The sequence below is a fragment of the Streptomyces sp. NPDC028635 genome (assembly GCF_040637635.1).
Classification (GTDB): Bacteria; Actinomycetota; Actinomycetes; order Streptomycetales; family Streptomycetaceae; genus Streptomyces.
On the sequence record NZ_JBEZWX010000022.1, the window covers coordinates 1 to 23,264 of the forward strand.

Consider the following 23,264-nt stretch of genomic DNA (forward strand, 5'->3'; position numbering starts at 1 on the left):
TCCGTCCTCGGTCCGGCCGCCCGTCCCCGACGCGCGCACCGTTGCCCGGTGCCGGCCGCTGCGGGCGGACACCCCCCACCCCGGCCCCTTCCCGCCGTACGCGGGTGCCGGCCGTCGCCCCTTAACGCCGTCGGCGACTGCGGGCCCGTCGGCCCTTCCGGGTCCCGGGCGCAGCTCGGTGTGGGCGGTCTTCCCCCGAATGGCGGTCGGAAGTGATGTCACCCTGCCGTCGTACTCCGCGCTCGCCCAGGCGCCGTGCGCCGGTCGGGGCGGCGCTGGGCTCTCCGTGACCGGTCAGGATCGGAGAAGCCACGGGACGGTGCGCCGTCCTAGCGTGGGATGCACCGACGGAAACCCGTCGGGTCCCCGCCCTCTCGAGGAGTGAGTGCCATGAGCACCGGTGTGCAGACGATCATCTACCCCGTCAAGGACAAGGACCGGGCCAAGGCGGTGTTCACAGCCCTGCTCGGTGTCGCGCCGTACGTGGACGAGCCGTACTACGTCGGATTCAAGGCCGAGGGCCAGGACGTGGGCCTGGACCCGAACGGGCACGCTCAGGGGCTGACCGGGCCGGTGCCGTTCTGGCACGTCACCGACCTGCGGGAGCGGCTCGCGGCGCTGCTGGAGGCGGGCGCCGAGGTGGTCCAGGATGTGCGCGACGTCGGCAACGGCCGGCTGATCGTCTCCGTGAAGGACCCCGACGGCAACCTGGTGGGGCTGCTCCAGGACCCCGTGGCCTGAGGAGTGCACGACTCGTTGCACCCGCAGTAGTTGCATAGTCAACGAATGGCCGGTTCGGTGCTACCGTGCGGGTATGGCAGCGAAGACGGCCGAGGCGCGGCTCGAGGAGCGGTGGCGGGACATCCTGTCCGTGCACGCCCGCACGATGTGCGAGATCGACCGGGCCCTGCACCCGCACGGTCTGGGCGCCAGCGATTTCGAGGTGCTGGACATCCTGGCCGGCGCCTCGGCCGGGCCGGGCGACCAGTGCCGGGTGCAGAACCTGGTCGGACAGGTGCATCTCAGCCAGAGCGCGCTGTCCCGCCTCATCGGCCGCCTGGAGAAGGACGGCCTCGTCGAGCGCTCGGTGTGTGCCGAGGACCGGCGGGGAGTGTGGGTGGCCCTGACGGACAAGGGCCGCCGGCTGCACGCGCAGGTGCTACCGCTCCAGCGGGAGGTGCTGGAGCGGATGCTCGGCGGCCGGCCCGCGTGAGCTCCGGGTCGGTCCCTACGGCCGCGCCAGCAGGGTGCGTACGCCTTCCGAGGTGAGCGTCAGCGGGTGCGACGAGCCCGCGTCGATGGTGAGCGACAGGTCGTCCGCGGGCCACTGGGCGGCCAGCGCGCCGAGCGGCACCAGACGGTAGCGCGAGATGTAGGGCAGCAGGTCGGCCATCGCCGGCTCCGAGGTGAAGACCGGGACCACCGGGTTGCCGCCCGGCTGCTCCAGCACCGGCAGGGCCACGGCGGAGGGGTTCGTGGCGTCCTCTTCGGCGACGTCGTCGGGCACCGGCACCAGCACGTCGCTGTGGGCGAGCGTGTCGAGCGCGGCGGTGTCCTCCGTGTTCTGGGCGAGCGCGTCCAGAGCGCGCTGGGCGGGCGTGGCGGTGTTGTCGTTCGCGGGTGTGTCCATGGTGTCTTCCCTGGTAGCGGCAGTCATGCGGGCCGTTTCGGTGACGGCTCCCGGGCACGGTCTGGCCACGCGTACCCGACCCGGACGCGATCATTCCCCTTCTCGGCGATCGATCGGGCAGCACGCCGCACGGCATCCCGACGCGCCCACGTCAGCGAGACCCCTCGGAACCCGCCCGCCGGTCAGTCGGTCACGAGCGCCAGCGTGAACCCGTCGTAGCCCTTCTCACCGACCGTCTGCAGGGTCGTCGCGGTCAGCCGGGGGTGGGCGGCGATCAGTTCGGTGAAGCGGCGCACACCCTGCACCCGCGGGTCGGGGCTGCCGGGGTCCGTGACGGCTCCTTCCCGTACGACGTTGTCGCCGACGATGACGCTGCCGGGGCGGGTCAGTCGCAGGGCCCACTCCAGGTAGGCGGGGTTGGAGGGCTTGTCGGCGTCGATGAAGACGAGGTCGAAGGGGCCCTCCCCGTCCTCCACGAGCCGGGGCAGGATGTCCAGCGCCTTGCCGAGACGGATGTCGACGACATGGTCGAGCCCGGCGCGGGCCACGTTGGCGGCGGCGAGGGCGGCGCACTGCTCGTCGGCCTCCAGGCTGACCACACGTCCGTCCTCGGGCAGGGCGCGGGCCAGCCATATCGTGCTGTACCCGGCGAGGGTGCCGATCTCCAGGACGGTGCGGGCACCGCGCATCCGCGCCAGCAGGTTCAGCAACTTGCCCTGGTTGGGTGCGACGTGGATGGCCGGAAGCCCCGCCGCGTCGGCGTCGGACACGGCCGCGCGCAGGGCGGCGTCCTCCTCGACGAGCAGGTCGTTGAAGTAGGCGTCGACAGCGGTCCAGGTCTCCTGGGACACGGCGGGCTCCCTTGCAGCTCGAACGAGTGAGTTTACAAAGGGAACTTACTACGGGTGTCCGCTTGTGCGACAGCGATCACCGTGCCCCGGTCCGGCGTCGCCGTACAGCAGTCCGGGCCGGCCCGCATGGGCCGGCCCGGACCGGGTGTTCGGAAGGATCAGACGAGGTCGAACCGGTCCAGGTTCATGACCTTGACCCACGCCGCGACGAAGTCCTGCACGAACTTCTCCTTGGCGTCGTCGCTCGCGTAGACCTCCGCGAGCGCGCGCAGCTCGGAGTTCGAGCCGAAGACCAGGTCGGCGCGGCTGCCGGCCCACTTCAGCTCGCCCGTGGCCGCGTCACGGCCCTCGAACGTGGTCTGGTCCTCGCTGGTCGACTTCCACGTCGTACCGAGGTCGAGCAGGTTGACGAAGAAGTCGTTCGTCAGGGCCCCGGGCGTCTTGGTGAAGACACCGAGCTGCGACTGCTGGTGGTTGGCGCCCAGCACACGCAGGCCGCCGACCAGGACCGTCATCTCGGGGGCGCTCAGGGTGAGCAGGTTGGCTCGGTCGAGCAGCAGGTACTCGGCCGGCAGCCGGTTGCCCTTGCCGAGGTAGTTGCGGAAGCCGTCCGCGGTCGGCTCCAGCGCGTCGAACGAAGCGGCGTCGGTGTGCTCCTCGGTCGCGTCGACGCGGCCCGGGGTGAACGGCACCTCGATGTCGAACCCGGCGTCCTTGGCGGCCTTCTCCACCGCGACGCAGCCGCCGAGCACGATCAGGTCGGCCAGCGACACCTTGCGGGCACCGGTGTTGAACTCCTGCTGGATGCCCTCGAGGGTGCGCAGCACCAGCGCGAGCTGGTCGGGGTCGTTGACCTCCCAGCCGCGCTGCGGCTGCAGGCGGATGCGGGCGCCGTTGGCGCCGCCGCGCTTGTCGCTGCCGCGGAACGTCGACGCCGACGCCCACGCGGTGCTCACGAGCTGCGACACGGTCAGACCCGAGTCGAGGAGCTTGGCCTTCAGGGCCGCGACGTCGGCGGCGCCGATGGGCTCGCCCTCGGCCTCCGGCAGCGGGTCCTGCCACAGCAGGGTCTCCGCCGGGACCTCGGGGCCGAGGTACAGCGACTTCGGGCCCATGTCACGGTGGGTCAGCTTGTACCAGGCGCGGGCGAAGGCGTCCGCGAACTGGTCGGGGTTCTCGTAGAACCGGCGGGAGATCGGCCCGTAGATCGGGTCGAAGCGCAGCGACAGGTCGGTGGTGAGCATCGTCGGGCGGTGCTTCTTCGACGGGTCGTGCGCGTCCGGGATGATCTCCGGGGCGTCCTTGGCGACCCACTGCTTGGCGCCGGCCGGGGACTCGGTCAGCTCGTACTCGTACTCGAAGAGGTTCTTGAAGAAGCCGTTGCCCCACTGCGTGGGCGTGCTGGTCCAGGTCACCTCGAGGCCCGAGGTGATGGTGTCGCCGCCCTTGCCGGTGCCGTAGGTCGACTTCCAGCCGAGGCCCTGCTCCTCCAGGGAGGCGGCCTCGGGGTCGTTGCCCACGTGGTCGGCGGGACCGGCGCCGTGGGTCTTGCCGAAGGTGTGGCCGCCGGCGATGAGCGCGACGGTCTCCTCGTCGTTCATCGCCATGCGGGCGAACGTCTCACGGATGTCGCGGGCCGCGGCGATCGGGTCCGGGTTGCCGTTGGGGCCCTCGGGGTTGACGTAGATCAGACCCATCTGGACCGCGCCGAGCGGGTTCTCCAGCTCGCGGTCGCCGCTGTAGCGCTCGTCGCCGAGCCAGGTGGTCTCGGGACCCCAGTAGACGTCCTCCTCGGCCTCCCAGACGTCGGCGCGGCCGCCGCCGAAGCCGAAGGTCTCGAAGCCCATCGTCTCCAGCGCGACATTGCCGGTCAGGACGAGCAGGTCGGCCCAGGACAGGCTCTTGCCGTACTTCTTCTTCACCGGCCACAGCAGACGGCGGGCCTTGTCCAGGTTGGCGTTGTCCGGCCAGCTGTTGAGCGGGGCGAAGCGCTGCTGACCGGCACCGGCGCCGCCGCGGCCGTCGCTGATGCGGTAGGTGCCGGCGCTGTGCCAGGCCATACGGATCATGAGCGGGCCGTAGTTGCCGAAGTCGGCCGGCCACCAGTCCTGCGAGGTGGTGAGCACCTCGGCGATGTCCTGCTTCACCGCGGCGAGGTCCAGGCTCTGGAACGCCTCGGCGTAGTCGAAGTCCTCGCCGAGCGGGTTGGCCACGGCCGGGTTCTTGGCGAGGATCTTCAGGTTGAGCCGCTCAGGCCACCACTGGCGGTTGCCGCCGCCCTGCGTGGGGTGCGGGGCGCGTCCGTGCGCGACGGGGCAGCCGCCCGTGCCCTCCGTCTTGGGGTCGGTGACGATTGCGTCAGGGTTCTCGGACATGCGGATCCTTCCGAACTAAGCGGATCATGGTGCTGAACAGCTTGCGGATCAGGGTGCTGAAGCGACTGCGGTCAGGATGCTGAACTGCCTGCGGTCGAGCAGCCGGGGCACAGGCCCCAGTAGATGACCTCGGCCTCGTCGATGACGAAGCCGTGGTCGTCGGAGGCGGTCAGGCAGGGCGCCTCACCGACCCCGCAGTCCACGTCGGCGACGGTCCCGCAGGAACGGCACACGACGTGGTGGTGGTTGTCCCCCACTCTCCCCTCGAACCGGGCCGGACTGCCGGCCGGTTCGATGCGGCGTATGAGCCCGGCCGCGGTGAGCGCGTGCAGCGCCTCGTAGACGGCCTGGAGGGAGATGTGGCCCACGCGGGCGCGCACACCGCCGGCGATCGCCTCGACGTCGAGGTGGTCGCCCGCACGGACGGTTTCGAGGAGGGCCACGCGGGCGGCCGTGACGCGCAGGCCGGCACCGCGCAGCTCCTCGGCAGCGGTCGCAGACCGGGATGCGCTCATGGCGAGCAACCTACTCCGCCAGACACGAGAGGTACAGAAAAACGAACGATTCAATTTTGTGACGGGGGTACGGGGGCCGGTTACGACCGGTTCGCACCGGTTCGGAAAGCGTCAGGGACGCGTTATGGATGGCGGGCGAGGGCGCCTGGGTGATGGATGGGCAACGCGAGCCACCGCGGCAGCGCGCGGTCCGGGAGCGGGGCGGGCGGTGGGCGACGCACGCGTCCGGCCTCCAGTGCGGCCTCACCAACGCGCCGCTGTTCGGCGCCACGGCCACCCCGGGGGGGGCTCGCGGTCCTGCCGGTGCGGCGGCCGCGGGTGCCCGCGGTGCGGGCCGCGACCCGCCGCCACGGCCGGGGCCGTCCACCCGGTCCTGGTGTGCGTGCCGGCGGCGACGGCGTGCACGGCTCGCGCGGGGCCGCGTCGGCGCGGCGCGTTCTCGGAGAGTGCCCTACCTGCGGCCGCCCGGTTCCCAGGGGTGGACCTCCACCGAGGAGTACCGGTCGGCATCGAGGACCGCGCGGGCGGCGTCGGCGTCCGGTGCGCGGACCAGGGCGGCCGTGCCCAGCCAGAGGGCGCCGTCGTCGGAGAGCAGGGGGCCGTAGGCGACGAGGTGGTCCCGGTCGGGCGGCGGAACGTCCCCGTCGGCCGCCCGGCCGGAGCCGAAGCCGAGCACCAGGTGGCCGTCGCCGTCGACCGGGCCGCCGGGGAACTGCCACATGGTGCGCCCCAGCATGTTGCGCCACCGGCGCAGCAGCACGTCCCGGTAGACGCCGGCCCGCTGGTTGGGCTCGTCGAAGGCGAACGCGCGGGCGGCGGCCGCGTCGGGCAGGTCGACGATGTGCACGCTCCCGCCGGGCACGTCGCCGTGGAAGGTGGGGCCACGGGCGATCAGCTGCTTGTCGTACCCGTCCATGTAGGACCAGTGCTCCTCGACCAGTTCGAGGCGCAGGGGAAGCGAGCCGGGCCGGTCACGGTGGTGAACGAAGAACTCCATGGCGGCAGTGTTCAGGACCCCGCCCGCGCACGGAACCGGGTTTCTCGCGGGGCCTCCGCGCCGTGGTGCGGGCGGATGCGCGAAAATAGTTGCCTGAAGTAACCAGCAGTCGCGCGAAGGGGCTCACCGTGCCGCACATCACCATCGACTACTCCTCGCAGCTGGACGGCGCCTTCGACCGGGAGACCCTCGTGAAGGAGCTGCACACGACCGTGATCGCGGACTCCGGCTCGACGGGGGTGTGCAAGACGTTCCTGCGCCCGGCGCAGACGTACGTCGGCGACCGCCCGCCCGGAGAGTCGCTCTTCGCGCACGCGGAGGTGGGTCTGTTGCCCGGCCGCTCGGAGGCGTTGAAGGCACGCCTCGCCGAGACCGTCCTGGCGATCCTCGGCCGCCACCTGCCGTCCGCCGAGCATGTGATCCGCTCCGTCGAGGTACGCGATCTCGCCGATTCCTACCGCCTCTCCCCTCCGCCCGCGCGACCGGGGGCCTGCACCGAGGCGGCGGACGCCGGGCTTCTACGCTCGGGGCATGGTGAGTGAATTCAGCGACGCGTTCCTCCTGGAGGCCGAACGGCACGCCGCCTGGGGCGCGGCCCAGCTCGAGGCCCTGACCGCGTACCTGCCCGAGGCACCGTGGACGGCCGACCTCGCGGCCTGCCGCTACCGGCAGGGGGACGTCGAACTGCGCGTGGCCGTCCTCGGCACCTACGACACGGACGAGCAGTCCTGGATGTGGGGGTGGGCGAACCCGGGGCTGGAGGGCACCGAGGCGGTCGCGCTCACCGGTGCGGTGCGGCGGTACGGACGCGCCCACGGCATCCCCGAACTCACCGAGCCCGTACTGCGGTTGTCCGGTTTCCCGGACCCACGGCGCGCCGCGGAGTTGCTCGCCTTCACCGGCATGGGGGTGGCCGAGGCCCCCGGGTACATCGGCGCCGCCGCGGGACCGGCGACGCGGGTCTACTTCCTCGCCGACGACCCGCGGGTGCCGCGCGCCGGCCTGGACCCGGTGACGCTGCCGCGGACCCTGCTCACCGGCGCGGGCCTGATCGGCCGTTCGGCCCGGCACGTGGTGAGCGGGTACTTCGACCACCACGGTGTTCCCCAGCGCGCCGAGGACGACCGGATCGTGGCCGGCCCGGCCGGCGGCAGCGCGGTCGAGGTGCGCTTCGACGCGGTGGGCCGCATCGGGGGCGTGGAGGTGAAGGTCATCCCTCAGCCCTGACCTGAACAGCTCGACATTCCCCCACGTATCAGACATAGAGGTCGATGCGAAGGGGATGAGCGACATGGCGTTCTCGGCACACACGAAGCGCCGGGCGGCCGGTACCGCGGCGGCGGCCTTCACGGCGGCACTGGTCCTGGCCGCCTGCTCCAGCGGGGGCGGCGGCCAGGCGAAGAGCTCGGGCACTTCCGCAGCGCAGTCCACCGGCTCGGGGACCCGGGTGACCGTCACCGAGACCGAGTACGGGCTGAAGCTGTCCCGGACGTCCTTCACGCCCGGCACCTACACCTTCGTCGCCGACAACGCCGGCCACATCACCCACGCCCTGTCGATCGACGGCCCCGGCGTGGAGGACGCCCGGACCAAGAACATCCAGGGCGGTCAGATGGCCCCGCTGACGGTGACCCTCAAGAAGGGTTCGTACGATCTTTACTGCCCCGTGCCCGGGCACAAGGCGCTCGGCATGGACAAGCACATCCAGGTCGGCTGACACGGCACGGCCCCCTTCGCCGCGGCGAAGGGGGCGTTCCGGAAGGGCTGTGAGCACTCAGGCGTCCGCGCGCACCGGGGCCGGTGTCTCCGGGACCACGTCGGCGAGGTCGCGGCTGCGGGTCTCCTTGGCGCAGGCGATCGCGACGACCGTGAGCAGGGCGGCGGCGATGACGTACAGTGCGATCGGGGTGGAGCTGTCGTAGTCGGACAGCAGCGCGGTCGCGATCAGCGGGGCCGGCGCGCCGGCGGCCACGGACGAGAACTGGGCGCCGATGGACGCGCCCGAGTAGCGCATCCGGGTCGCGAACATCTCGGAGAAGAAGGCGGCCTGTGGCGCGTACATGGCGCCGTGCAGGATCAGCCCGACGGTCACGGCCAGCAGCAGACTGCCGAAGCTCTTGCTGTCGATGAGCGCGAAGAACGGGAACATCCACAGGCCGACGCCCACCGCGCCGATGAGGTAGACGGGCCGCCGGCCGATGCGGTCCGACAGGGCACCCCAGGCGGGAATGACCGCGAAGTGCACGGCCGAGCCGATCAGCACCGCGTTGAGCGCGGTCTGCTTGCTCAGGCCCGCGGAGGTGGTGGCGTAGACGAGGATGAAGGCGGTGATGACGTAGTAGCTGATGTTCTCCGCCATCCGCGCCCCCATGGCGACCAGGATGTCCCGCCAGTGGTCGCGCAACACCGCCAGCAGCGGCATCTTCTCGACGGCGCCGGTCGCCGCCTTGCGCTGCTCGGCCGCGGCGAGTGCGGCCCTGAAGACCGGCGACTCGTCGACCGAGAGCCGGACCCACAGGCCGACCAGCACCAGCAGACCCGACAGCAGGAACGGAACCCGCCATCCCCAGCTCGCGAAGGCGTCGTCCGACAGCGTGGCGGTCAGCAGCGACAGCACGCCGGTCGCGAGCAACTGCCCGGCGGGCGCCCCGGTCTGCGGCCACGAGGCCCAGAACCCGCGCCGCCGCGCGTCCCCGTGCTCCGACACCAGCAGGACGGCGCCGCCCCACTCGCCGCCGAGCGCGAAGCCCTGGACCAGCCGCAGGACGGTCAGCAGCACGGGCGCCGCGGTGCCGATCGTGGCGTGGGTGGGCAGCAGGCCGATGGCGAAGGTGGCCCCGCCCATCATCAGCAGGCTCAGCACGAGCAGCTTCTTACGGCCGAGCCGGTCGCCGTAGTGCCCGAACACCAGCGCGCCCAGCGGCCGCGCCGCGAACCCGACGGCGTAGGTCAGGAAGGACAGCAGGGTGCCGACGAGCGGGTCGGAGTCGGGGAAGAACAGCTTGTTGAACACCAGCGCGGCGGCCGACGCGTAGAGGAAGAAGTCGTACCACTCGATGGTGGTCCCGATGAGGCTGGCGGCGACGATGCGCTTGAGGTTCGCCGGGGGCGGGGATGCGGTCGTTCCGGAGGCCATGTGCGCCACTTCCTCGTGTGCGGTGGGGACGGGTACGTGTCGGCACACCGTAGGAACACGCAGGTCAGGCGGACATGTGGTGGGGCACCATAGTTCGGGCCCCGCCTATGTGCGCACCTCAGTCGCCGGGGGCGTCGGCGCTCACCCCCGCGGACAAGCGGTGCAGCCGCAGGGCGAGTTGGATCTCCAGGGCTCGGGCCGGGTTCTGCCAGTCGTCGCCGAGGAGGCGGGCCACGCGGTCCAGGCGCTGCGCGACCGTGTTGACGTGGACGTGCAGTGCGTCCTTGGTGCGGGCCGGGCTCATGCCGCAGGCGAAGTACGCCTCCAGGGTGTGCAGCAGGTCCGTGCCGCGCCGTGCGTCGTAGTCGGCGACGCGGCCTATCGTGCGCTCGACGAAGCCGGCGATGTCCCGGTCGCCGGCCAGCAGCAGGCCCAGGAAGCCGAAGTCCTCGGCGGCCGCACCGTCTCCCGTACGGCCCAGCAGGCGCAGTGCGTCGAGGCAGCGGCGGGCCTCGCCATAGGCGGCGGTCACGGCCTCGGGACGGGCGGCCGGGCCGGCGACGGGCGCGGAGGCGCCGACGGTGACCGCTTCGTGGACGGCGGTGCCGAGATGGCGGGCGGCGGAACGGGCCAGCGCGGTGGCCGACTCGCCGGGCGGCAGCGGGAGCAGCAGGACCGTGCCGCCGTCGCGTGCGGCGGCCAGTCCCTGCCGGGTCGCGGCCAGGTGGGAGGCGGCGGCCCACAGCCGGCGGCGGGCCTCCGCCTCCCGGTCGGCGTCCGCCGCGGGGCCGTCGAGGCGGGCGGCGAGCACGACGTGCGTCGCGTCGAGGTCGGCACGCAGCCGGGCGGCACGCTCGCGCAGCAGGCGCGGGTCGCGGTCGCGGGCGTCGAGCAGGTCGTCCAGCAGTTCGCCGCGCACGCGCTGTTCGGCCTCGGCGGCCGAGCGTCTGGCCAGCAGCAGAAGGGAGGTGACCATGGCCGCGCGCTCCAAGGTGCGCTGGTCGACCGGGTCGAGGGCCCGTTGACCGCGCAGGACGAGCGCCCCGAGCAGTTCGCCGCCCGCGGCGACCGCCGCGATCCAGTCGTCCCCGTGCCGTACGGCGTGGCCGTCCGCGCGGGAGGCCTCCAGGGCCCGTGCGGGTGCGGCGTCGGCTTCCGCGAACTCGACGGTTCCGGAGAGCACTTGGGAGACGGCGGCGGCCACGTCGTGCACTCCCCCGCCGCGCAGGACGAGTTCGGCGAGCCGGTCGTGGACGTCCGAGGCGCGTTCGATGACGGCGCTGCGGTCCCTGATGATCTCGTTGGCCCGCTCCAGGCCGGCGAGGGCGGAACGGGTCTCGGTCAGCAGGTTGGCGGTGTCGATGGCGGCCGCGGCCAGGGCGGCGAAGGAGCCGAGCAGGGCGATCTGCTCGCGTTCGAAGACGCGGGCCCTGCGGTCGGCGGCGAACAGCACGCCGATGACGTGGGCGCCGAGCATCAGGGGCACGCCGAGGATGGCGACCAGTCCCTCGTCGCGCACGCCGGTGTCGATGCTCGTGGTGTGCTGGAAGCGCTCGTCCTTGAAGTAGTCGTCGGTGACGTAGGGGCGGGCGGTCTGGGCGACCAGGCCGCCGAGCCCCTCGCCCATGCCCAGGCGCAGTTGCTGGAAGCGGGCCGCGACCGAACCCTCGGTGACCCGCATGTAGGTGTCGCCGCGCTCGGGGTCGTTGAGGCTGAGGTAGGCGACGTCGGTGCCGAGCAGGGAACGGGCGCGTTGCACGATCGCCTGGAGGACGGCGTCCAGGTCCCTGAGCCCCGCCAGGTCGTGGGCGGTCTCGAACAGCGCGGACAGCTCCGCCTCCCGGCGGCGCCGGCCGTCCAGTTCGGCACGCACCCGCAGGGCGAGCAGCTTGGCGTGCTCCAGCGCGGCGATCCGCTCCGGGAGCCACCCCTCGGCACGTGCCCGCAGCACCGGCTGCTCATAGGCGTCGGCGGCAGCGCCGCGGGCCAGAAGCGAGAGGAAGGGCGTCTCCACGTCGAACTGCGCGGGCACCCCGCCGGCCTGCTCACCGTCGAACTGCGCGTGCGCCGCGTCGGTCTGCTCACCGTCGAACTGCGCGTGCGCCGCGTCGGTCTGCTCAGCCGCCGTCGTGGGCGCGGTGGCGGGCCGGCTGCCGGGTCGCCGGGGCGGGGTGTCGGTCCGTCCGGAGGGGCGGTCCGAGGGGACGTGATCGCGGGACATGGTCACAGGATTCCTCATCGCCCGGCCGACGCGTCAGGCCTGTGGAAAACCCGACGGCGCCCAGGTCAGCGCTCGGTCCCCCCGGCGGTGTGCGAGCCGGTGCCACGATCCGCGTACGGCGTGCGTGCGAGCCGGTGACGCGATCCGCGTACGGCGTGCGTGCGAGCCGGTGACGCGATCCCCCGGTCGGCACGCGGGTCAGTGCGCGGTCCACCCGCCGTCGAGGACGAGCGAGGTGCCGGTGACGAAGGAGGCGTGCGGGCCGCACAGGTACGCCACGGCCTCGGCCACCTCCTCCACCTCGATCAGCCGCTTGACCGCGCTGTCCTGCAGCAGCACCTCGCTCAGCACCCGTTCCTCGGGAATCCCGTGCGCCGCGGCCTGGTCGGCGAGCTGCCGCTCGACCAGGGGGGTGCGCACATACCCGGGGTTGACGCAGTTGGAGGTGACGCCGTGGGCCGCGCCCTCCAGGGCGGCGGTCTTGGACAGCCCCTCGAGGCCGTGCTTGGCGGCCACGTAGGCGGACTTGTAGGCGGAGGCCCGCAGCCCGTGGACGGAGGAGATGTTGACGATCCGGCCCCACTTCTGCCCGTACATGTGCGGCAGTGCGCCCCGGATGAGCCGGAACGGAGCCTCCAGCATCACGGTGAGGACCGTGTGGAAGACGTCGGGCGGGAACTCCTCGATCGGGCGGACGAGCTGGATGCCGGCGTTGTTGACCAGGATGTCCGTGCCGGCGGCGGCGTGCTCGGCGGCGTCCAGGTCGGTGAGGTCCAGGACGTGGGGCTCGACGGTGCCGGGCAGCCCGGCGGCCGGTTCGGCGAGGGCGGCCAGGCCGGCCGCGTCCCGGTCGACCGCCCGGACCTTCGCCCCGGCGGCGGCCAGCCGCAGCGCGCAGGCGCGGCCGATGCCGCCGGCGGCACCGGTGACGAGGGCGGTGCGACCGCCGAGGTCGAGCGAGGGGGCGTGGGGGCCCGGGGGCGGGCTGGGCGCGGTCATGGCACGACCCTAGGCGGCGCCCCCGCCCCACCCCATGTGGTCGGCCCACATACTTCACAGCGTGTTGCTGGGGTCGAACCATGTGGGTGCGTCGGCCATGGCCTGCTTGATCCGGAAGCGGGCGAACTCGCGCAGCTCGGGCAGGGCGTCCACAGCGAACCAGCCGACCTCGAGCGACTCGTCGTCGTTGACCCGGGCCTCGCCGCCGACGGCGCGGCAGCGGAAGGTGATGTCCATGAACTGGCAGGTGTCGCCGTTGGGATAGGTGAACGGGTCGAGCGCCTGGACCAGCACCACCCGCTCGGCGACGCAGCGCACGGCCGTCTCCTCGTACACCTCGCGCACCGCGCACGCCGCGGGCTGCTCCCCCGGGTCCGGGATGCCGCCGATCACCGACCACGTGCCGGTGTCGGCACGCCGGCCCAGCAGCACTCTGCCGTCGTCGTCGAACGGGATCGCGGTGACGCCGGGCAGCCACAGCAGCTGGGTCCCGGCCGAGGCCCGGAGTGTGCGGATGAAGTCGGGAGTAGCCATGGGGCCGACCCTAACGGGCCGGCCCGCTGGTCAGCGGCCGGCGGCGGGGGACGTGCGGCGGGCCTGCGGCGACACGTCACCGGCGCGGCGCCCGCGCACACCGGCGCCGATCGCCCAGCCGAGACCGGCGGCCGCGGCGAGCACCAGGGCGATCTCCGGCAGGACGCCCAGGTCGGTCGCGGGCGTCGTGGAGGAGCGCAGCGGGACCTTCTGCACCAGCGAGTCCGCGACGAACATGCCGGTCCGCTGGGTGATCCTGCCGTCGGGCATGATGATCGCGCTGACGCCGCTGGTCACCGGGACGGTGACGGTGCGGCTGTGCTCGACGGCCCGCACCCGGGACATGGCGAGTTGCTGGTAGGTCATCTCGCTGCGGTCGAAGGTCGCGTTGTTGCTCGGCACGGAGATCATCTGCGCGCCGTGCGTGACGGTGTCGCGCACCGCCCAGTCGAAGGCGGCCTCGTAGCAGGTGGCGAGGCCGACCTTGGTGCCGTGCATGGTGAAGACGCCGGGCCTGGTGCCGGGGCTGAAGTCCTGCCGGGCCATCTCGGTCCAGTCGCTGTTGATGGCGCCGACCAGCGACCGCAGGGGCAGGAACTCGCCGAACGGCTGGGTGCGGCGCTTGTCGTACGTCTGCGTGGGGCCCTTGGCGGGGTCCCACAGGATCTGCTCGTTGTACAGCTTCCCGTCCCGCTCGACGACGCTGCCCACGGAGATGGGCACGCCGATGTCCTTGGCGGCCTGGTCGATGACGTAGGCCGCGTCGGCGTAGGCGAAGGGGTCGAGGTCGGAGGAGTTCTCCGGCCACAGTACGAAGTCGGGCCTGGGCTGCTTGCCCGCCTTGATCTCCGCCGCGAGCCGCTCGGTCTCACGCGCGTGGTAGTCGAGCACGGCCCGACGCTGGGAGTTGAAGTCCAGCCCGAGGCGCGGGACGTTGCCCTGGATGAGGGCCACGGTCGCCGTGCCGTCCTCGGCCCGGTCGCTGACCAGGGTGCGCGCGGCCAGCGCGCCGGCCACGGGGACGGCCAAGCTCAGCAGGGCCGCCGAGGCGGCGCCACGCCGCAGCACGCGTGTGCGTCGCCCTTCCACGACGAGTCGTACGGTCTCGTACAGGCCGAAGCCGCACAGGACGACCGCGAAGCCGAGGACCGGGGTGCCGCCCACGGCCGCGAGCGGGAGGAAGATGCCGTCCGCCTGTCCGAAGGCGATCTTGCCCCAGGGGAAGCCGCCGAACGGCGCACGCGCGCGTGCCGCCTCGCCCGCGATCCACACCGCCGCCGCCCATACGGGCCAGGCCGGCAGCCGCGAGACCACGGCGATGCCCGCGCCGACCAGGGCGACGAACAGGGCCTCCACCGCGCACAGCGCCACCCACGGCAGGGAGCCGACCTCGACGCCGGTCCACACCAGCAGCGGGAGCAGGAAGCCGAGGCCGAAGAGGTAGCCGAGGCCGAGCCCCGCCTTCCAGCCGCGGCCGCGCAGCACCCAGCCGAGGCCCGCGAACGCGGGCAGGGCGAGCCACCACAGGGTGCGGGGCGGGAAGCTCACGTACAGCAGCACTCCGCAGAGCACCGCCGCGACGGCCGGGACGAGGCGCTTGAGGCGCGCGCCGCGAGCGGGGGACGCGCTGTCGGGTTCCAGCTCGTCCGCCTGGCCCACGGATGTTGCGGTGACGGTCACTCGGGGAGTGTACGGCGGGTGACCTCGGCGTTGACAGCGCCGGCCGCCCGGGCGGCGGTCGGCGACGGTCCCTCCCCGGGCTCGTATGCAGGCGCCCCGGCCCCGTATGCGGGCGCCCCGGTCTCCTAGGCAAGCGCCCCGGCCTCGTACAGGCACTCCGGGCCGCGTCGTTCCCCCGCGTCCGCCCGTGTCCGGACCGGTGTCCGGACCTCGGTATCCGAGTGCCTGCATATCCACGCATCCACGTACCTCTGCACAACTCATCCACAAACCGGTCATCAGCCGTTACGGTGTGCCCGGGTCCCGGCGACGCGGCCGGGCGCGGGTCGGGGGCGACCGGTACAGGGGGACGGGGTGGGGTCCACGTCGAGAGTGTCGTCCGGGGGCGGTCCGGAACCGGACGAGGACAGACGAAACGTTTCTGACGCGGCGGGGACAGTGCTGCTGGGCGCCTGCTCCGCGTGGTCGCTGATCACGGCGGGAGCCCACGACGGGCGGCCCGAGGGTGTGCTGCTCGCGGTGCTGGCCGTGGCGGCGGGGTGGGCCGCCGGGCGGATCGGCGGTGCGCTGCTGCCGGTGGGCGCGCCCGGTGCCGCGGCGGTGGCCGGGCTCGTCCTGGTCGCCACCACGCCGGGCCTTGCGGCGAGCCCGCAGATCAGCGCGCCGCTCGGGCACACGGGCGCGACGTCCGCGGTGCTGACGCTGTCCGCGGGCGCCGCGTGCTGTGCCGCCTGGGCGGCGGGGACGCCGGCCGTGCGGCTGGCGCTGCGCCTGCTGGCGGCCGGGACGGCGGTGACCGCGGCGGCCGTCGGTTCCGTCGCGGGCGCGGTCGGCTGTACGACCGTGCTGCTCGCCTCGCTGGCCGCGGGCCGGATGCGGCACCGCGGGCTGGGTGTCGCCGGTCTGGCCGTGGCCACCGCCGCGGTGACCGGCACGGTGTGGGCGATCGCCGCGGGAGTGCTGCCGACGGGGCCGGCCGCCGCTCTGGAGGGTCCGCTCACCCCGCACCGGGTGCTGCTGTGGCGGGACGCTCTCGGGCTGGCGGGCGACGACGCGGTGCTGGGTGTCGGCCCCGGCAGGTTCGGGGACCTCAGCCAGGCGGCGGCTCAGGCGCTGCCGCCGGACGCGAAGCCGCACTCGGCGTCGTTGCAGCAGGCCGCCGAGCAGGGTGTGGTCGGGGTGGCGCTGCTGGCGGCGGTGTTCGGCTGGGTGCTGTTCGCGCTGTGGCGCTCGCGGCGGCCCACCGCGCTCGTCCTGACCGCGGGCGCGACCCTGACGGCACTCGCGGCGATCGCCTCGGTGAGCAACGCGCTGAGCTTCACGGCGGTGTCCGTCGGCGCGGGCCTGGTGGCCGGAGTGGCGACGGCGCGCCCCCTGGCGGAGGAGACTCCACGGACCCCGCCCGCCGTGCCGGCGCGAGGCGGCCGACTGGTCCGGTGAGCGTCACGCACCCCCGGCGGCAGCAGGACGACGCCGGCAGCGGCACGCGCGTGACGCCCCGCCGAGAGAAAGCCTGACCGCACGCGTGCACCCTCCTACGGCGACACCCGACTCACACGCACGGTGCCCCGTAAGGCGGCAGCCGGCCCGCCCACACCCGGAGCTCGCACAGCGACAGCCGGACCCCACGCACGCGTGGAACCCCGTCGTGCAGTCGGACCCCGTCGTGCACGCTGTCCGGGCGATCGCCCGCCTCGGTGGAGCGTCAGCGCAGCGCGCCCGGGGACGTGGGCCGCAGCCGGTCACGGATCATCCGGACCGCCGCTTCGGCGTTGTCCACGGTGATGGTGAACGTGTGTCCGTCCCACAGCCGCAGCACCACGCCCTCGCCGCGGCGTACGACGACCGCCGTGCCCTTCTCGGGCCGCCAGCGGTATCCCCAGCCACCCCAGTGGCGGGGCGTGACGTGCGGGGCGACCTCGGCGCCCGCGATGTGGTCCAGCGGGATGCGCCGGCGCGGCAGACCGATGTGGCCGCAGCGCACCTCGAGGCATTCCCGGTCGAGCTTGAGGTCGACGTGCACGAAGGCAAGGGTGCCGAAGACGACGAGGAGCCCGGCGGCGATGCAGCCCACGACCGCCATGGCGAGCGCGGTGATCCCGGACGTCCAGGCCGAGTCCACGGCGAGCTCGATGCCGAGGGCGACACAGGCGACACCCACCAGCGCCAGCAGCCACTGCACGCGGTTGGTGGCCCGTCCGTGCCAGACGACGGGCAGCGGGGCGTCGGCGTCGCGGAGGCGGTCGTCCCTCATGCCTTGAGGGTACTCATGTTTCGCTGTGCGGGTACCGGGTCGCACACCGTGACTGCTCCGGCGGAGTGCGCCGGTCCGCCGGGGGTGCCTGCCCTACGACGCGGGGCTGACGGCAGGCAGCAGCCTGCCCTCCTCATAGGCCAGCGCGGCCTGCGGCAGGGTGCCCTCGCGGCCGCTGAGCAGCACGGTGAGCGAGCCGACCGCGGGCGCCTCGGGCGCCGCGACCTCGCCCATCCGGCGCAGCGCCTGCGCGGCCACGGCGCCGGCGGAGCCGTACAGCGCCGGCTTCGGGCGGCCGGGCCGGTGGACGGCGGCGTGGATGCGTTCGGCGACGAGTTCGTAATGGGTGCAGCCCAGGACGACGGTGGTGACGTCTTCCGGGGTGAGGGCCGCCGCCGCGGCGACGGCGGCGTCGATGGCGGTTTCGTCGGCGTGCTCGACGGCCTCGGCGAGACCCCAGCAGGGCACCTCGGCGACCGGGACGCCGTCGGCGAAGTCGCGGATGAGTCCGCGCTGGTAGGCGCTGCCGGTGGTGGCGGGCGTCGCCCAGATCGCCACATGGCCGCCGCCCGCCGCGGCCGGCTTGATCGCGGGAACCGTGCCGATGACCGGGATCCCGGGCTCCAGCAGGGCGCGCAGCGCGGGCAGGGCGTGCACGGTCGCCGTGTTGCAGCCGACGATCAGGGCGTCGGGCCGGTGGGCGGCCGCGGCCTCGGCGACGGCGACGGCGCGCGCGGTGAGGTCCTGGGGGGTACGCGGGCCCCAGGGCATGCCGTCCGGGTCGAGGGAGAGCACCAGATCGGCGTCGGGGCGCAGGCGCCGCACCGCGGCGGTGGCCGCCAGCAGCCCGATTCCGGAGTCCATGAGCGCGATCTTCACCCGGCCACGATAGACGATGACCTCCGTCGGGTCGCCGCGGTGGGGCACACTGCGCAGGTGAGCGCCTTCGTGTGGATCGCCGCCGTGTCCCTCGCCGCCTGGCTGTGGCTGTTGCTGGCGCAAGGCATGTTCTGGCGCACGGACGTGCGTCTGCCGCCGCGCCGGGAGCCCCGCGCGTGGCCGTCGGTCTGCGTCGTCGTACCGGCGCGTGACGAGGCGGAGGTGCTGCCGCGCAGTCTGCCGTCGCTGCTGGCGCAGGACTATCCGGGGCGGGCGGAGGTCTTCCTGGTGGACGACGGCAGCTCGGACGGCACCGGGGCGCTCGCGCGGGAGCTGGCCCAGCGCTGCGGCGGGCTGCCGCTGACCGTCGGCTCGCCGGGTGAGCCGCCCGCGGGCTGGACGGGCAAACTGTGGGCGGTGCGGTACGGCATCGCGCTGGCACGCGCGCGTGAGCCCCGCTATCTGCTGCTGACGGACGCGGACATCGCTCACGCCCCGGACAGCCTGCGCGGCCTGGTGGCGGCCGCGGAGACCGGGGGCTTCGACGCCGTGTCGCAGATGGCCCGGCTTCGGGTGGAGAGCCTGTGGGAGCGGCTGGTGGTGCCCGCCTTCGTCTACTTCTTCGCGCAGCTGTATCCCTTCCGCCGGATCGGCCGCCGGGGCGGGCGTACGGCGGCAGCGGCGGGCGGCTGCGTCCTGCTGCGGACCGAGACGGCCGTACGGGCCCGGATCCCGGACGCCATCCGGCACGCCGTCATCGACGACGTGGCCCTCGCACGGGCGGTGAAGAAGGCCGGCGGGCACATCTGGCTCGGCCTGGCGGAGTCCGTCGACAGTGTGCGGCCCTATCCGCGCCTGCACGATCTGTGGCGGATGGTGTCGCGCAGCGCCTATGCGCAACTGCGGCACAACCCGCTGCTGCTGCTCGGTACGGTCGCCGGGCTCGCCCTGGTCTACCTGGTGCCGCCGGTGGCGCTGATCGCGGCCCTGGGCACGGGCGACGGCGCGCTGGCGCTGCTCGGCGGGTCCGCGTGGCTGGTGATGACGGGCACGTACGCGCCGATGGTGCGGTACTACCGGCAGCCGCTGTGGCTCGCTCCGCTGCTGCCGTTCACCGCGTTCCTGTACCTGCTGATGACGCTCGACTCGGCGGTGCAGCACTACCGGGGGCGCGGTGCGGCCTGGAAGGGCCGCACCTACGCGCGCCCGGACGCCGTGCCCGACGAGAGCTGACGCCCTGCCGGCGTCCTACTTGCGGCCAGGGGTCCAGTTCATGCCCCAGCCGTAGACGCGGTCGACGGTCCGCTGCGGGCTGACCCCCCGGTCGGGCACCAGGTAACGGGCCTCGCGCTGGACGACGAGGTCGCCGCCGGTGTTGGTGATCAGGGCGAGCGCGCACACCGTCGAGGGCACGGTGCACTCGTCGAGGGAGAACTCGACGGGTGCGCCGTACTGCGGCTGGAGCGTGACCGTGGCGTGCAGGTCGGCGAACGAGCGGGCGCCCTCGTAGATGGTGACGAAGACGAGGATGCGCCGGAAGTCCCGGATGTGATCGAGATTGACGGTGAGGTTCTCGCCTGTCGCCACGGCTCCGGTGCGGTCGTCGCCGTCGAGGTGGATGTACGGCGGCTGCCGCAGGGCGCCGAAGGCGTTGCCGAGGGCCTGCACGACGCCCTTGCGGCCGTCGGCGAGTTCGTACAGGGCGCACAGGTCGAGGTCGAGGTCGTTGTGCAGCGCGACGGCCCGGCCGCGTTTGCTGCCCCACCCGGAGAACTGCTTGCGCACCTCCCAGTTGAGGTTGACGCGCAGGGCGCCGGAGGTGCCGCCCTGCTTGGCGAGCGAGACGGCGGGCGCCGCCTTGGTCAGCGTCACCTTGGTCAGCCGGACGGGCTGCGCGGGCGCGGCGCCCCCAGGAGGGGGCGGCGGGGTGCCGTAGGAGGGCGCGGGCATCCCGTGGGACGGCGCGGGCGCGGGCGTCCCGTAGGGAGACGGGGGCGCAGGCGTGCCGTAGGGGGAGGGAGGCGGAGGCGTGCCGTAGGGGGACGTCGGGCCCGGGGGTGGCATGGTCACCGGGGGCGCGGGCGGTGCCGGGGCGGCCCACGGGTTCGGCGGCGGTGGCGCGGGCTGAACAGACTGGGGGGCGGGGGCGTTCTGGGGTTCGTCCACCGTGATGCCGAAGTCCGTGGCGAGGCCCTCCAGTCCGCTGCTGTAGCCCTGCCCGACCGCGCGGAACTTCCAGGCGCCCTGGCGGCGGTAGAACTCGCCGAGCACGAAGGCCGTCTCGACGCTCGCGCCGGTGCTGTCGAACCGGGCGACCACGCCGCCCTGCGCGGCGTCGCGCACTTCGATGTACAGGCCGGGTACCTGGCCGAAGGTGCCGCCGTCGGCGGAGGCGGCGAGGACGACCCGCTCGATGGGGCCCTCCACGCGCGCGAGGTCGACCAGGAGGGTGTCGGTCACCCGGTCGCCTGCCTGCCGCTTGCCCTCGTGACGGACCGCGCCGGAGGGGTGGGAGGGCTGGTTGTAGAAGACGAAGTCGCCGTCGGAGCGCACCTTCGCCCCTGCCAGAAGCAGTGCGGACGCGTCCACGTCGGGTACGCCGGGGCCGGGGCGCCAGCCCAGTTCGACGCGCAGCGCCGTCGTCGGCACCGGCGTGTTCGATCCCTTGGCCATTGACATGTCCGCCCCCATCATCCGTTCACCGCTCCGCGCCGCTCACCGGCGACCACGGTGCGTCATCCGTCCGCCGCTCTCCGGACGCTGCCACAGCACCCTCAGGGTCGCATCCGACCCGGTCCCGCACAGCCCGTCAACCGCCGGTAACCCCTTGGGAACTCGCGCTTTACAGGAATATCGCCATCCCTGCCGCCCCTTTTTCCCATGTTCGCTCGGATTGGGGATCCGTGGTCACTCAGGGCACGCAAAACAACCCTCTTATCGGTCTCCCCAACCAGCACATCGTGGGCTTAACTTATGTGCCATGACCTCCCCCCGCTCCACTTATGGTGGCGGCTACTACTCCGCCTCTTTCCCGGACACCCCGATCTACGACTCGCTCGTGGCCGAGCGGGGCACTCCCCAGATCGCCCCGATCCGGGTCCCCGCCGCGTACGACATGCCCGGCAGCCAGCTGCCCGCGCTGCCGTCCGCCCTGCCCGCCCTCCCGGCGGCGCCGTCCCAGCCCTCCTACGGCTACCCGCACATGCAGCAGCCCGCCCCGCTGCAGCAGGCGCCCACGGCCTACATCCCGCAGCAGGCCACCGCGCCGCGCGGCTACCCCGGCCAGCAGCCGCAGCAGCCCCGCCCGGCGGCGCCGCAGAACATGGGCTACGAGGCGATGCGCCCCGCGGCTCCCCGGCCCGCCCCGGCGCCGTACCAGGATCCGTACAACAACCAGCAGTACCGCGGTTACTGAGTCCGTCGCGGGGGCGTCGGTGCCGGCTGGCAGGATGTCCCCATGGGGAACGCGGAGCTGCTCTCGATACACGTCCATCCGGTCAAGGCGTTCCGGGGCATGTCGCTCCGGGAAGCCGTCGTGGAGCCCTGGGGGCTGGCCGGAGACCGGCGCTGGGTGCTGATCGACGACGGGGGAAAGGTCGTCACCCAGCGCGAGCAGCCACGCCTCGCCCTGGCCGCCGCCGAGCCCGTGCCCGGCGGCGGCCTCCGGCTGTCCGCTCCCGGCCTCGGCCCGCTGACGGTCGCCGTCCCCGGCGGACCGGGCACGGTGACGGTGGACATCTTCGGCGACAAGGTGGAGGCGGTGCCCGCCGACGCCGGCGCCCACACCTGGTGCAGTTCCTACCTCGGGGCCGACGTGCGACTGGTGCACATGGACGACCCGGCCGTGCGCCGCCCCGTCGATCCCGAGTACGCGGTGCCCGGTGAGACCGTCTCGTTCGCCGACGGCTTCCCGCTGCTGCTCACCACCACCGCGTCCCTGGACGCCCTCAACTCCCTGCTGGCGCAGGGAGCGTACGCCCACGAGGGCCCGCTGCCCATGAACCGCTTCCGGCCCAACGTGGTCGTGGCGGGCACCGAGCCGTGGGCCGAGGACGGCTGGTCCCGCATCGCCATCGGTGACGTCGTCCTGCGGGTGGCCAAGCCGAGCGGACGGTGCGTGGTCACCACCACCGACCAGGACACCGCCGTGCGCGGCAAGGAACCCCTGCGCACCCTCGGCCGGCACCGCCGCTTCGGCAATCGCCTGGTCTTCGGCCAGAACCTGGTGCCCCTCACCCCGGGCACGATCCGCGTGGGCGACCCCGTCCGCGTCCTCGACGTCTCCCCGTCCTGACCCGGACCTCCCGCCGGTCCCGCGCCGGACCCGCCGCCCCGGTTCGCGTCCGCGTGGATCCGGCGCGCCGCGGGGAACCCTTCGCCGGGAGCCGCTCGTTGGAAGGATGAGAGGTTCCTGAGAACCGCCGGTGGGAGGTGATTTCCCTCTCTCTTCCGCCGGGTTCTCCGGTGGACGGCTCCGCACGGAGTTATCACGGAGCGGGAAGGGGGTGCGGGCGATGGTGCGAGCGATCCTCGGGCTGTGGCGCTGGCGGCGCAATCCGCTGCGCCGAGGGACGGACCTGGTGGAGAGCTGGGTGGCCCTGACGGCCCTGCTGCTGATCCTGGTCGTCGCGCCGGTGGCCGGCGCCCTCGCCGGCAGGGCCGCCGACGGTGCCCTGCAGCAGTCGGTCCGCGACCAGCGGCACACCCGTTACGAGGTGGCGGCCACCGTGGACCACGAGGTGAAGCGCTCCCCGCTGGAGGCCAGTCCCGACCTGGCCGCCGGGCGCGACACCCGCAGCCGCGTCCTCGCCGACTGGCGGGGCCCCGACGGCAGCGCCCACCACGCCCCGGTCATGACGACGCTGAAGTCCCCGGAGCACGGCGACCACTTCACGATATGGACGGACCCGCACGGTGACCTCGCGGCCCGTCCCCTGGACTCCGCCACCGCCGCCACGCACGCCGTGCTCGCCGGGGTCGGCACGGCCCTGGCGGTGGCAGGCCTCGTCGAGGCGGGCAGACGGCTGATCGTCTGGCGCATGCTCCGCCGCCGTTACGCCCGCTGGGACCGGGCCTGGCTGCGGGCGGGCCCGGACTGGGGCCGGACGGGTACCGGCAGCTGACCGCGTTCCGTCTCCGGTCAACTCACCGGCCCCGCGCACGCTACGGTGGACCGGCCGAGCTCTTCGGCAA

23 protein-coding genes are annotated in these 23,264 nt (G+C 73.3%); 10 read left to right on the forward strand and 13 right to left on the reverse strand.

Translation table 11 applies throughout. The annotated features are described in order from the left end of the window. Positions 1-390 precede the first annotated feature (390 nt). Together AB0E88_RS22560 and AB0E88_RS22565 are read left to right on the forward strand one after the other, a co-directional pair. Positions 391-741, forward strand: coding sequence for a VOC family protein (locus AB0E88_RS22560; protein ID WP_361633071.1), 351 nt, complete (start codon positions 391-393; stop codon positions 739-741). A gap of 73 nt (positions 742-814) precedes the next feature. Next, positions 815-1,213, forward strand: a complete 399-nt coding sequence (locus tag AB0E88_RS22565; RefSeq protein ID WP_361633073.1) for a MarR family transcriptional regulator — start codon at positions 815-817, stop codon at positions 1,211-1,213. A 15-nt stretch (positions 1,214-1,228) separates the two neighbouring features. Here AB0E88_RS22565 and AB0E88_RS22570 read toward each other — a convergent pair whose 3' ends face one another. From AB0E88_RS22570 to AB0E88_RS22590, 5 genes are all read right to left on the reverse strand, one after another. Next, positions 1,229-1,630: an SseB family protein gene (locus tag AB0E88_RS22570; RefSeq protein ID WP_361633075.1), complete on the reverse strand. Its 402-nt coding sequence runs from the start codon at positions 1,628-1,630 to the stop codon at positions 1,229-1,231. Positions 1,631-1,812: 182 nt separating this feature from the next. Further along, positions 1,813-2,481: an O-methyltransferase gene (locus AB0E88_RS22575; RefSeq protein WP_361633077.1), complete on the reverse strand. Its 669-nt coding sequence runs from the start codon at positions 2,479-2,481 to the stop codon at positions 1,813-1,815. Between the two features lie 158 nt (positions 2,482-2,639). Further along, on the reverse strand, positions 2,640-4,856 hold the full coding sequence (gene katG / locus AB0E88_RS22580) for a catalase/peroxidase HPI (protein ID WP_361633079.1): 2,217 nt from the start codon (positions 4,854-4,856) through the stop codon (positions 2,640-2,642). A 71-nt stretch (positions 4,857-4,927) separates the two neighbouring features. Next, entirely contained in the window at positions 4,928-5,371 is a 444-nt protein-coding gene (locus AB0E88_RS22585; protein ID WP_361633081.1) for a Fur family transcriptional regulator, read from the reverse strand. 451 nt (positions 5,372-5,822) lie between these two features. Next, entirely contained in the window at positions 5,823-6,368 is a 546-nt protein-coding gene (locus AB0E88_RS22590) for a YciI family protein (RefSeq protein ID WP_361633083.1), read from the reverse strand. Positions 6,369-6,496: 128 nt separating this feature from the next. Here AB0E88_RS22590 and AB0E88_RS22595 point away from each other — a divergent pair, with 128 nt between their 5' ends. The 3 genes from AB0E88_RS22595 to AB0E88_RS22605 all read left to right on the forward strand — a co-directional run bounded on the left by AB0E88_RS22595 (position 6,497) and on the right by AB0E88_RS22605 (position 8,085). Next, positions 6,497-6,910, forward strand: a complete 414-nt coding sequence (locus tag AB0E88_RS22595; protein WP_361633085.1) for a 5-carboxymethyl-2-hydroxymuconate delta isomerase — start codon at positions 6,497-6,499, stop codon at positions 6,908-6,910. Then, positions 6,900-7,595 (forward strand): DUF6882 domain-containing protein, encoded by a 696-nt coding sequence (locus AB0E88_RS22600; protein ID WP_361633087.1) that lies wholly within the window; start codon positions 6,900-6,902, stop codon positions 7,593-7,595. Before AB0E88_RS22595 ends, AB0E88_RS22600 begins: the two co-directional genes overlap by 11 nt. A 64-nt stretch (positions 7,596-7,659) precedes the next feature. Next, positions 7,660-8,085 (forward strand): plastocyanin/azurin family copper-binding protein, encoded by a 426-nt coding sequence (locus AB0E88_RS22605; protein ID WP_361633089.1) that lies wholly within the window; start codon positions 7,660-7,662, stop codon positions 8,083-8,085. Between the two features lie 57 nt (positions 8,086-8,142). Here AB0E88_RS22605 and AB0E88_RS22610 read toward each other — a convergent pair whose 3' ends face one another. The 5 genes from AB0E88_RS22610 to lnt all read right to left on the reverse strand — a co-directional run bounded on the left by AB0E88_RS22610 (position 8,143) and on the right by lnt (position 14,938). Further along, on the reverse strand, positions 8,143-9,504 hold the full coding sequence (locus AB0E88_RS22610; RefSeq protein WP_361633091.1) for an MFS transporter: 1,362 nt from the start codon (positions 9,502-9,504) through the stop codon (positions 8,143-8,145). A gap of 118 nt (positions 9,505-9,622) precedes the next feature. Further along, positions 9,623-11,725: a GAF domain-containing protein gene (locus AB0E88_RS22615; protein ID WP_361633093.1), complete on the reverse strand. Its 2,103-nt coding sequence runs from the start codon at positions 11,723-11,725 to the stop codon at positions 9,623-9,625. A gap of 198 nt (positions 11,726-11,923) precedes the next feature. Further along, positions 11,924-12,724 (reverse strand): 3-hydroxybutyrate dehydrogenase, encoded by an 801-nt coding sequence (locus tag AB0E88_RS22620; protein WP_361633095.1) that lies wholly within the window; start codon positions 12,722-12,724, stop codon positions 11,924-11,926. 54 nt (positions 12,725-12,778) lie between these two features. Beyond that, positions 12,779-13,258, reverse strand: a complete 480-nt coding sequence (locus AB0E88_RS22625) for an NUDIX domain-containing protein (protein ID WP_361633097.1) — start codon at positions 13,256-13,258, stop codon at positions 12,779-12,781. A gap of 30 nt (positions 13,259-13,288) precedes the next feature. Continuing rightward, positions 13,289-14,938, reverse strand: coding sequence for an apolipoprotein N-acyltransferase (gene lnt / locus AB0E88_RS22630; RefSeq protein ID WP_361633099.1), 1,650 nt, complete (start codon positions 14,936-14,938; stop codon positions 13,289-13,291). A gap of 438 nt (positions 14,939-15,376) precedes the next feature. Here lnt and AB0E88_RS22635 point away from each other — a divergent pair, with 438 nt between their 5' ends. Next, a complete protein-coding gene (locus AB0E88_RS22635) occupies positions 15,377-16,378 on the forward strand; it encodes a hypothetical protein (protein ID WP_361633101.1) in 1,002 nt (333 codons plus the stop codon). 265 nt (positions 16,379-16,643) lie between these two features. On the opposite strand, the gene AB0E88_RS22640 is transcribed toward AB0E88_RS22635, so the two are convergent. Continuing rightward, positions 16,644-17,192, reverse strand: coding sequence for a hypothetical protein (locus tag AB0E88_RS22640; RefSeq protein ID WP_361633103.1), 549 nt, complete (start codon positions 17,190-17,192; stop codon positions 16,644-16,646). A gap of 93 nt (positions 17,193-17,285) precedes the next feature. After that, positions 17,286-18,071, reverse strand: coding sequence for an aspartate/glutamate racemase family protein (locus tag AB0E88_RS22645; protein ID WP_361633105.1), 786 nt, complete (start codon positions 18,069-18,071; stop codon positions 17,286-17,288). Positions 18,072-18,110: 39 nt separating this feature from the next. Here AB0E88_RS22645 and AB0E88_RS22650 point away from each other — a divergent pair, with 39 nt between their 5' ends. After that, the gene (locus AB0E88_RS22650) at positions 18,111-19,304 is read left to right on the forward strand and encodes a glycosyltransferase (RefSeq protein WP_361633107.1); all 1,194 of its coding nucleotides are present in this window, start codon (positions 18,111-18,113) and stop codon (positions 19,302-19,304) included. Between the two features lie 15 nt (positions 19,305-19,319). Here the strand turns inward: AB0E88_RS22650 and AB0E88_RS22655 are convergent, their stop codons facing one another. Further along, the gene (locus AB0E88_RS22655; RefSeq protein ID WP_361633109.1) at positions 19,320-20,744 is read right to left on the reverse strand and encodes a TerD family protein; all 1,425 of its coding nucleotides are present in this window, start codon (positions 20,742-20,744) and stop codon (positions 19,320-19,322) included. Between the two features lie 307 nt (positions 20,745-21,051). Here AB0E88_RS22655 and AB0E88_RS22660 point away from each other — a divergent pair, with 307 nt between their 5' ends. The 3 genes from AB0E88_RS22660 to AB0E88_RS22670 all read left to right on the forward strand — a co-directional run bounded on the left by AB0E88_RS22660 (position 21,052) and on the right by AB0E88_RS22670 (position 23,194). Continuing rightward, the gene (locus AB0E88_RS22660; protein WP_361633111.1) at positions 21,052-21,486 is read left to right on the forward strand and encodes a DUF6643 family protein; all 435 of its coding nucleotides are present in this window, start codon (positions 21,052-21,054) and stop codon (positions 21,484-21,486) included. Positions 21,487-21,528: 42 nt separating this feature from the next. Next, positions 21,529-22,365 (forward strand): MOSC N-terminal beta barrel domain-containing protein, encoded by an 837-nt coding sequence (locus AB0E88_RS22665; protein ID WP_361633113.1) that lies wholly within the window; start codon positions 21,529-21,531, stop codon positions 22,363-22,365. Positions 22,366-22,588: 223 nt separating this feature from the next. Beyond that, positions 22,589-23,194, forward strand: a complete 606-nt coding sequence (locus AB0E88_RS22670) for a hypothetical protein (protein WP_361633358.1) — start codon at positions 22,589-22,591, stop codon at positions 23,192-23,194. Positions 23,195-23,264 lie beyond the last annotated feature (70 nt).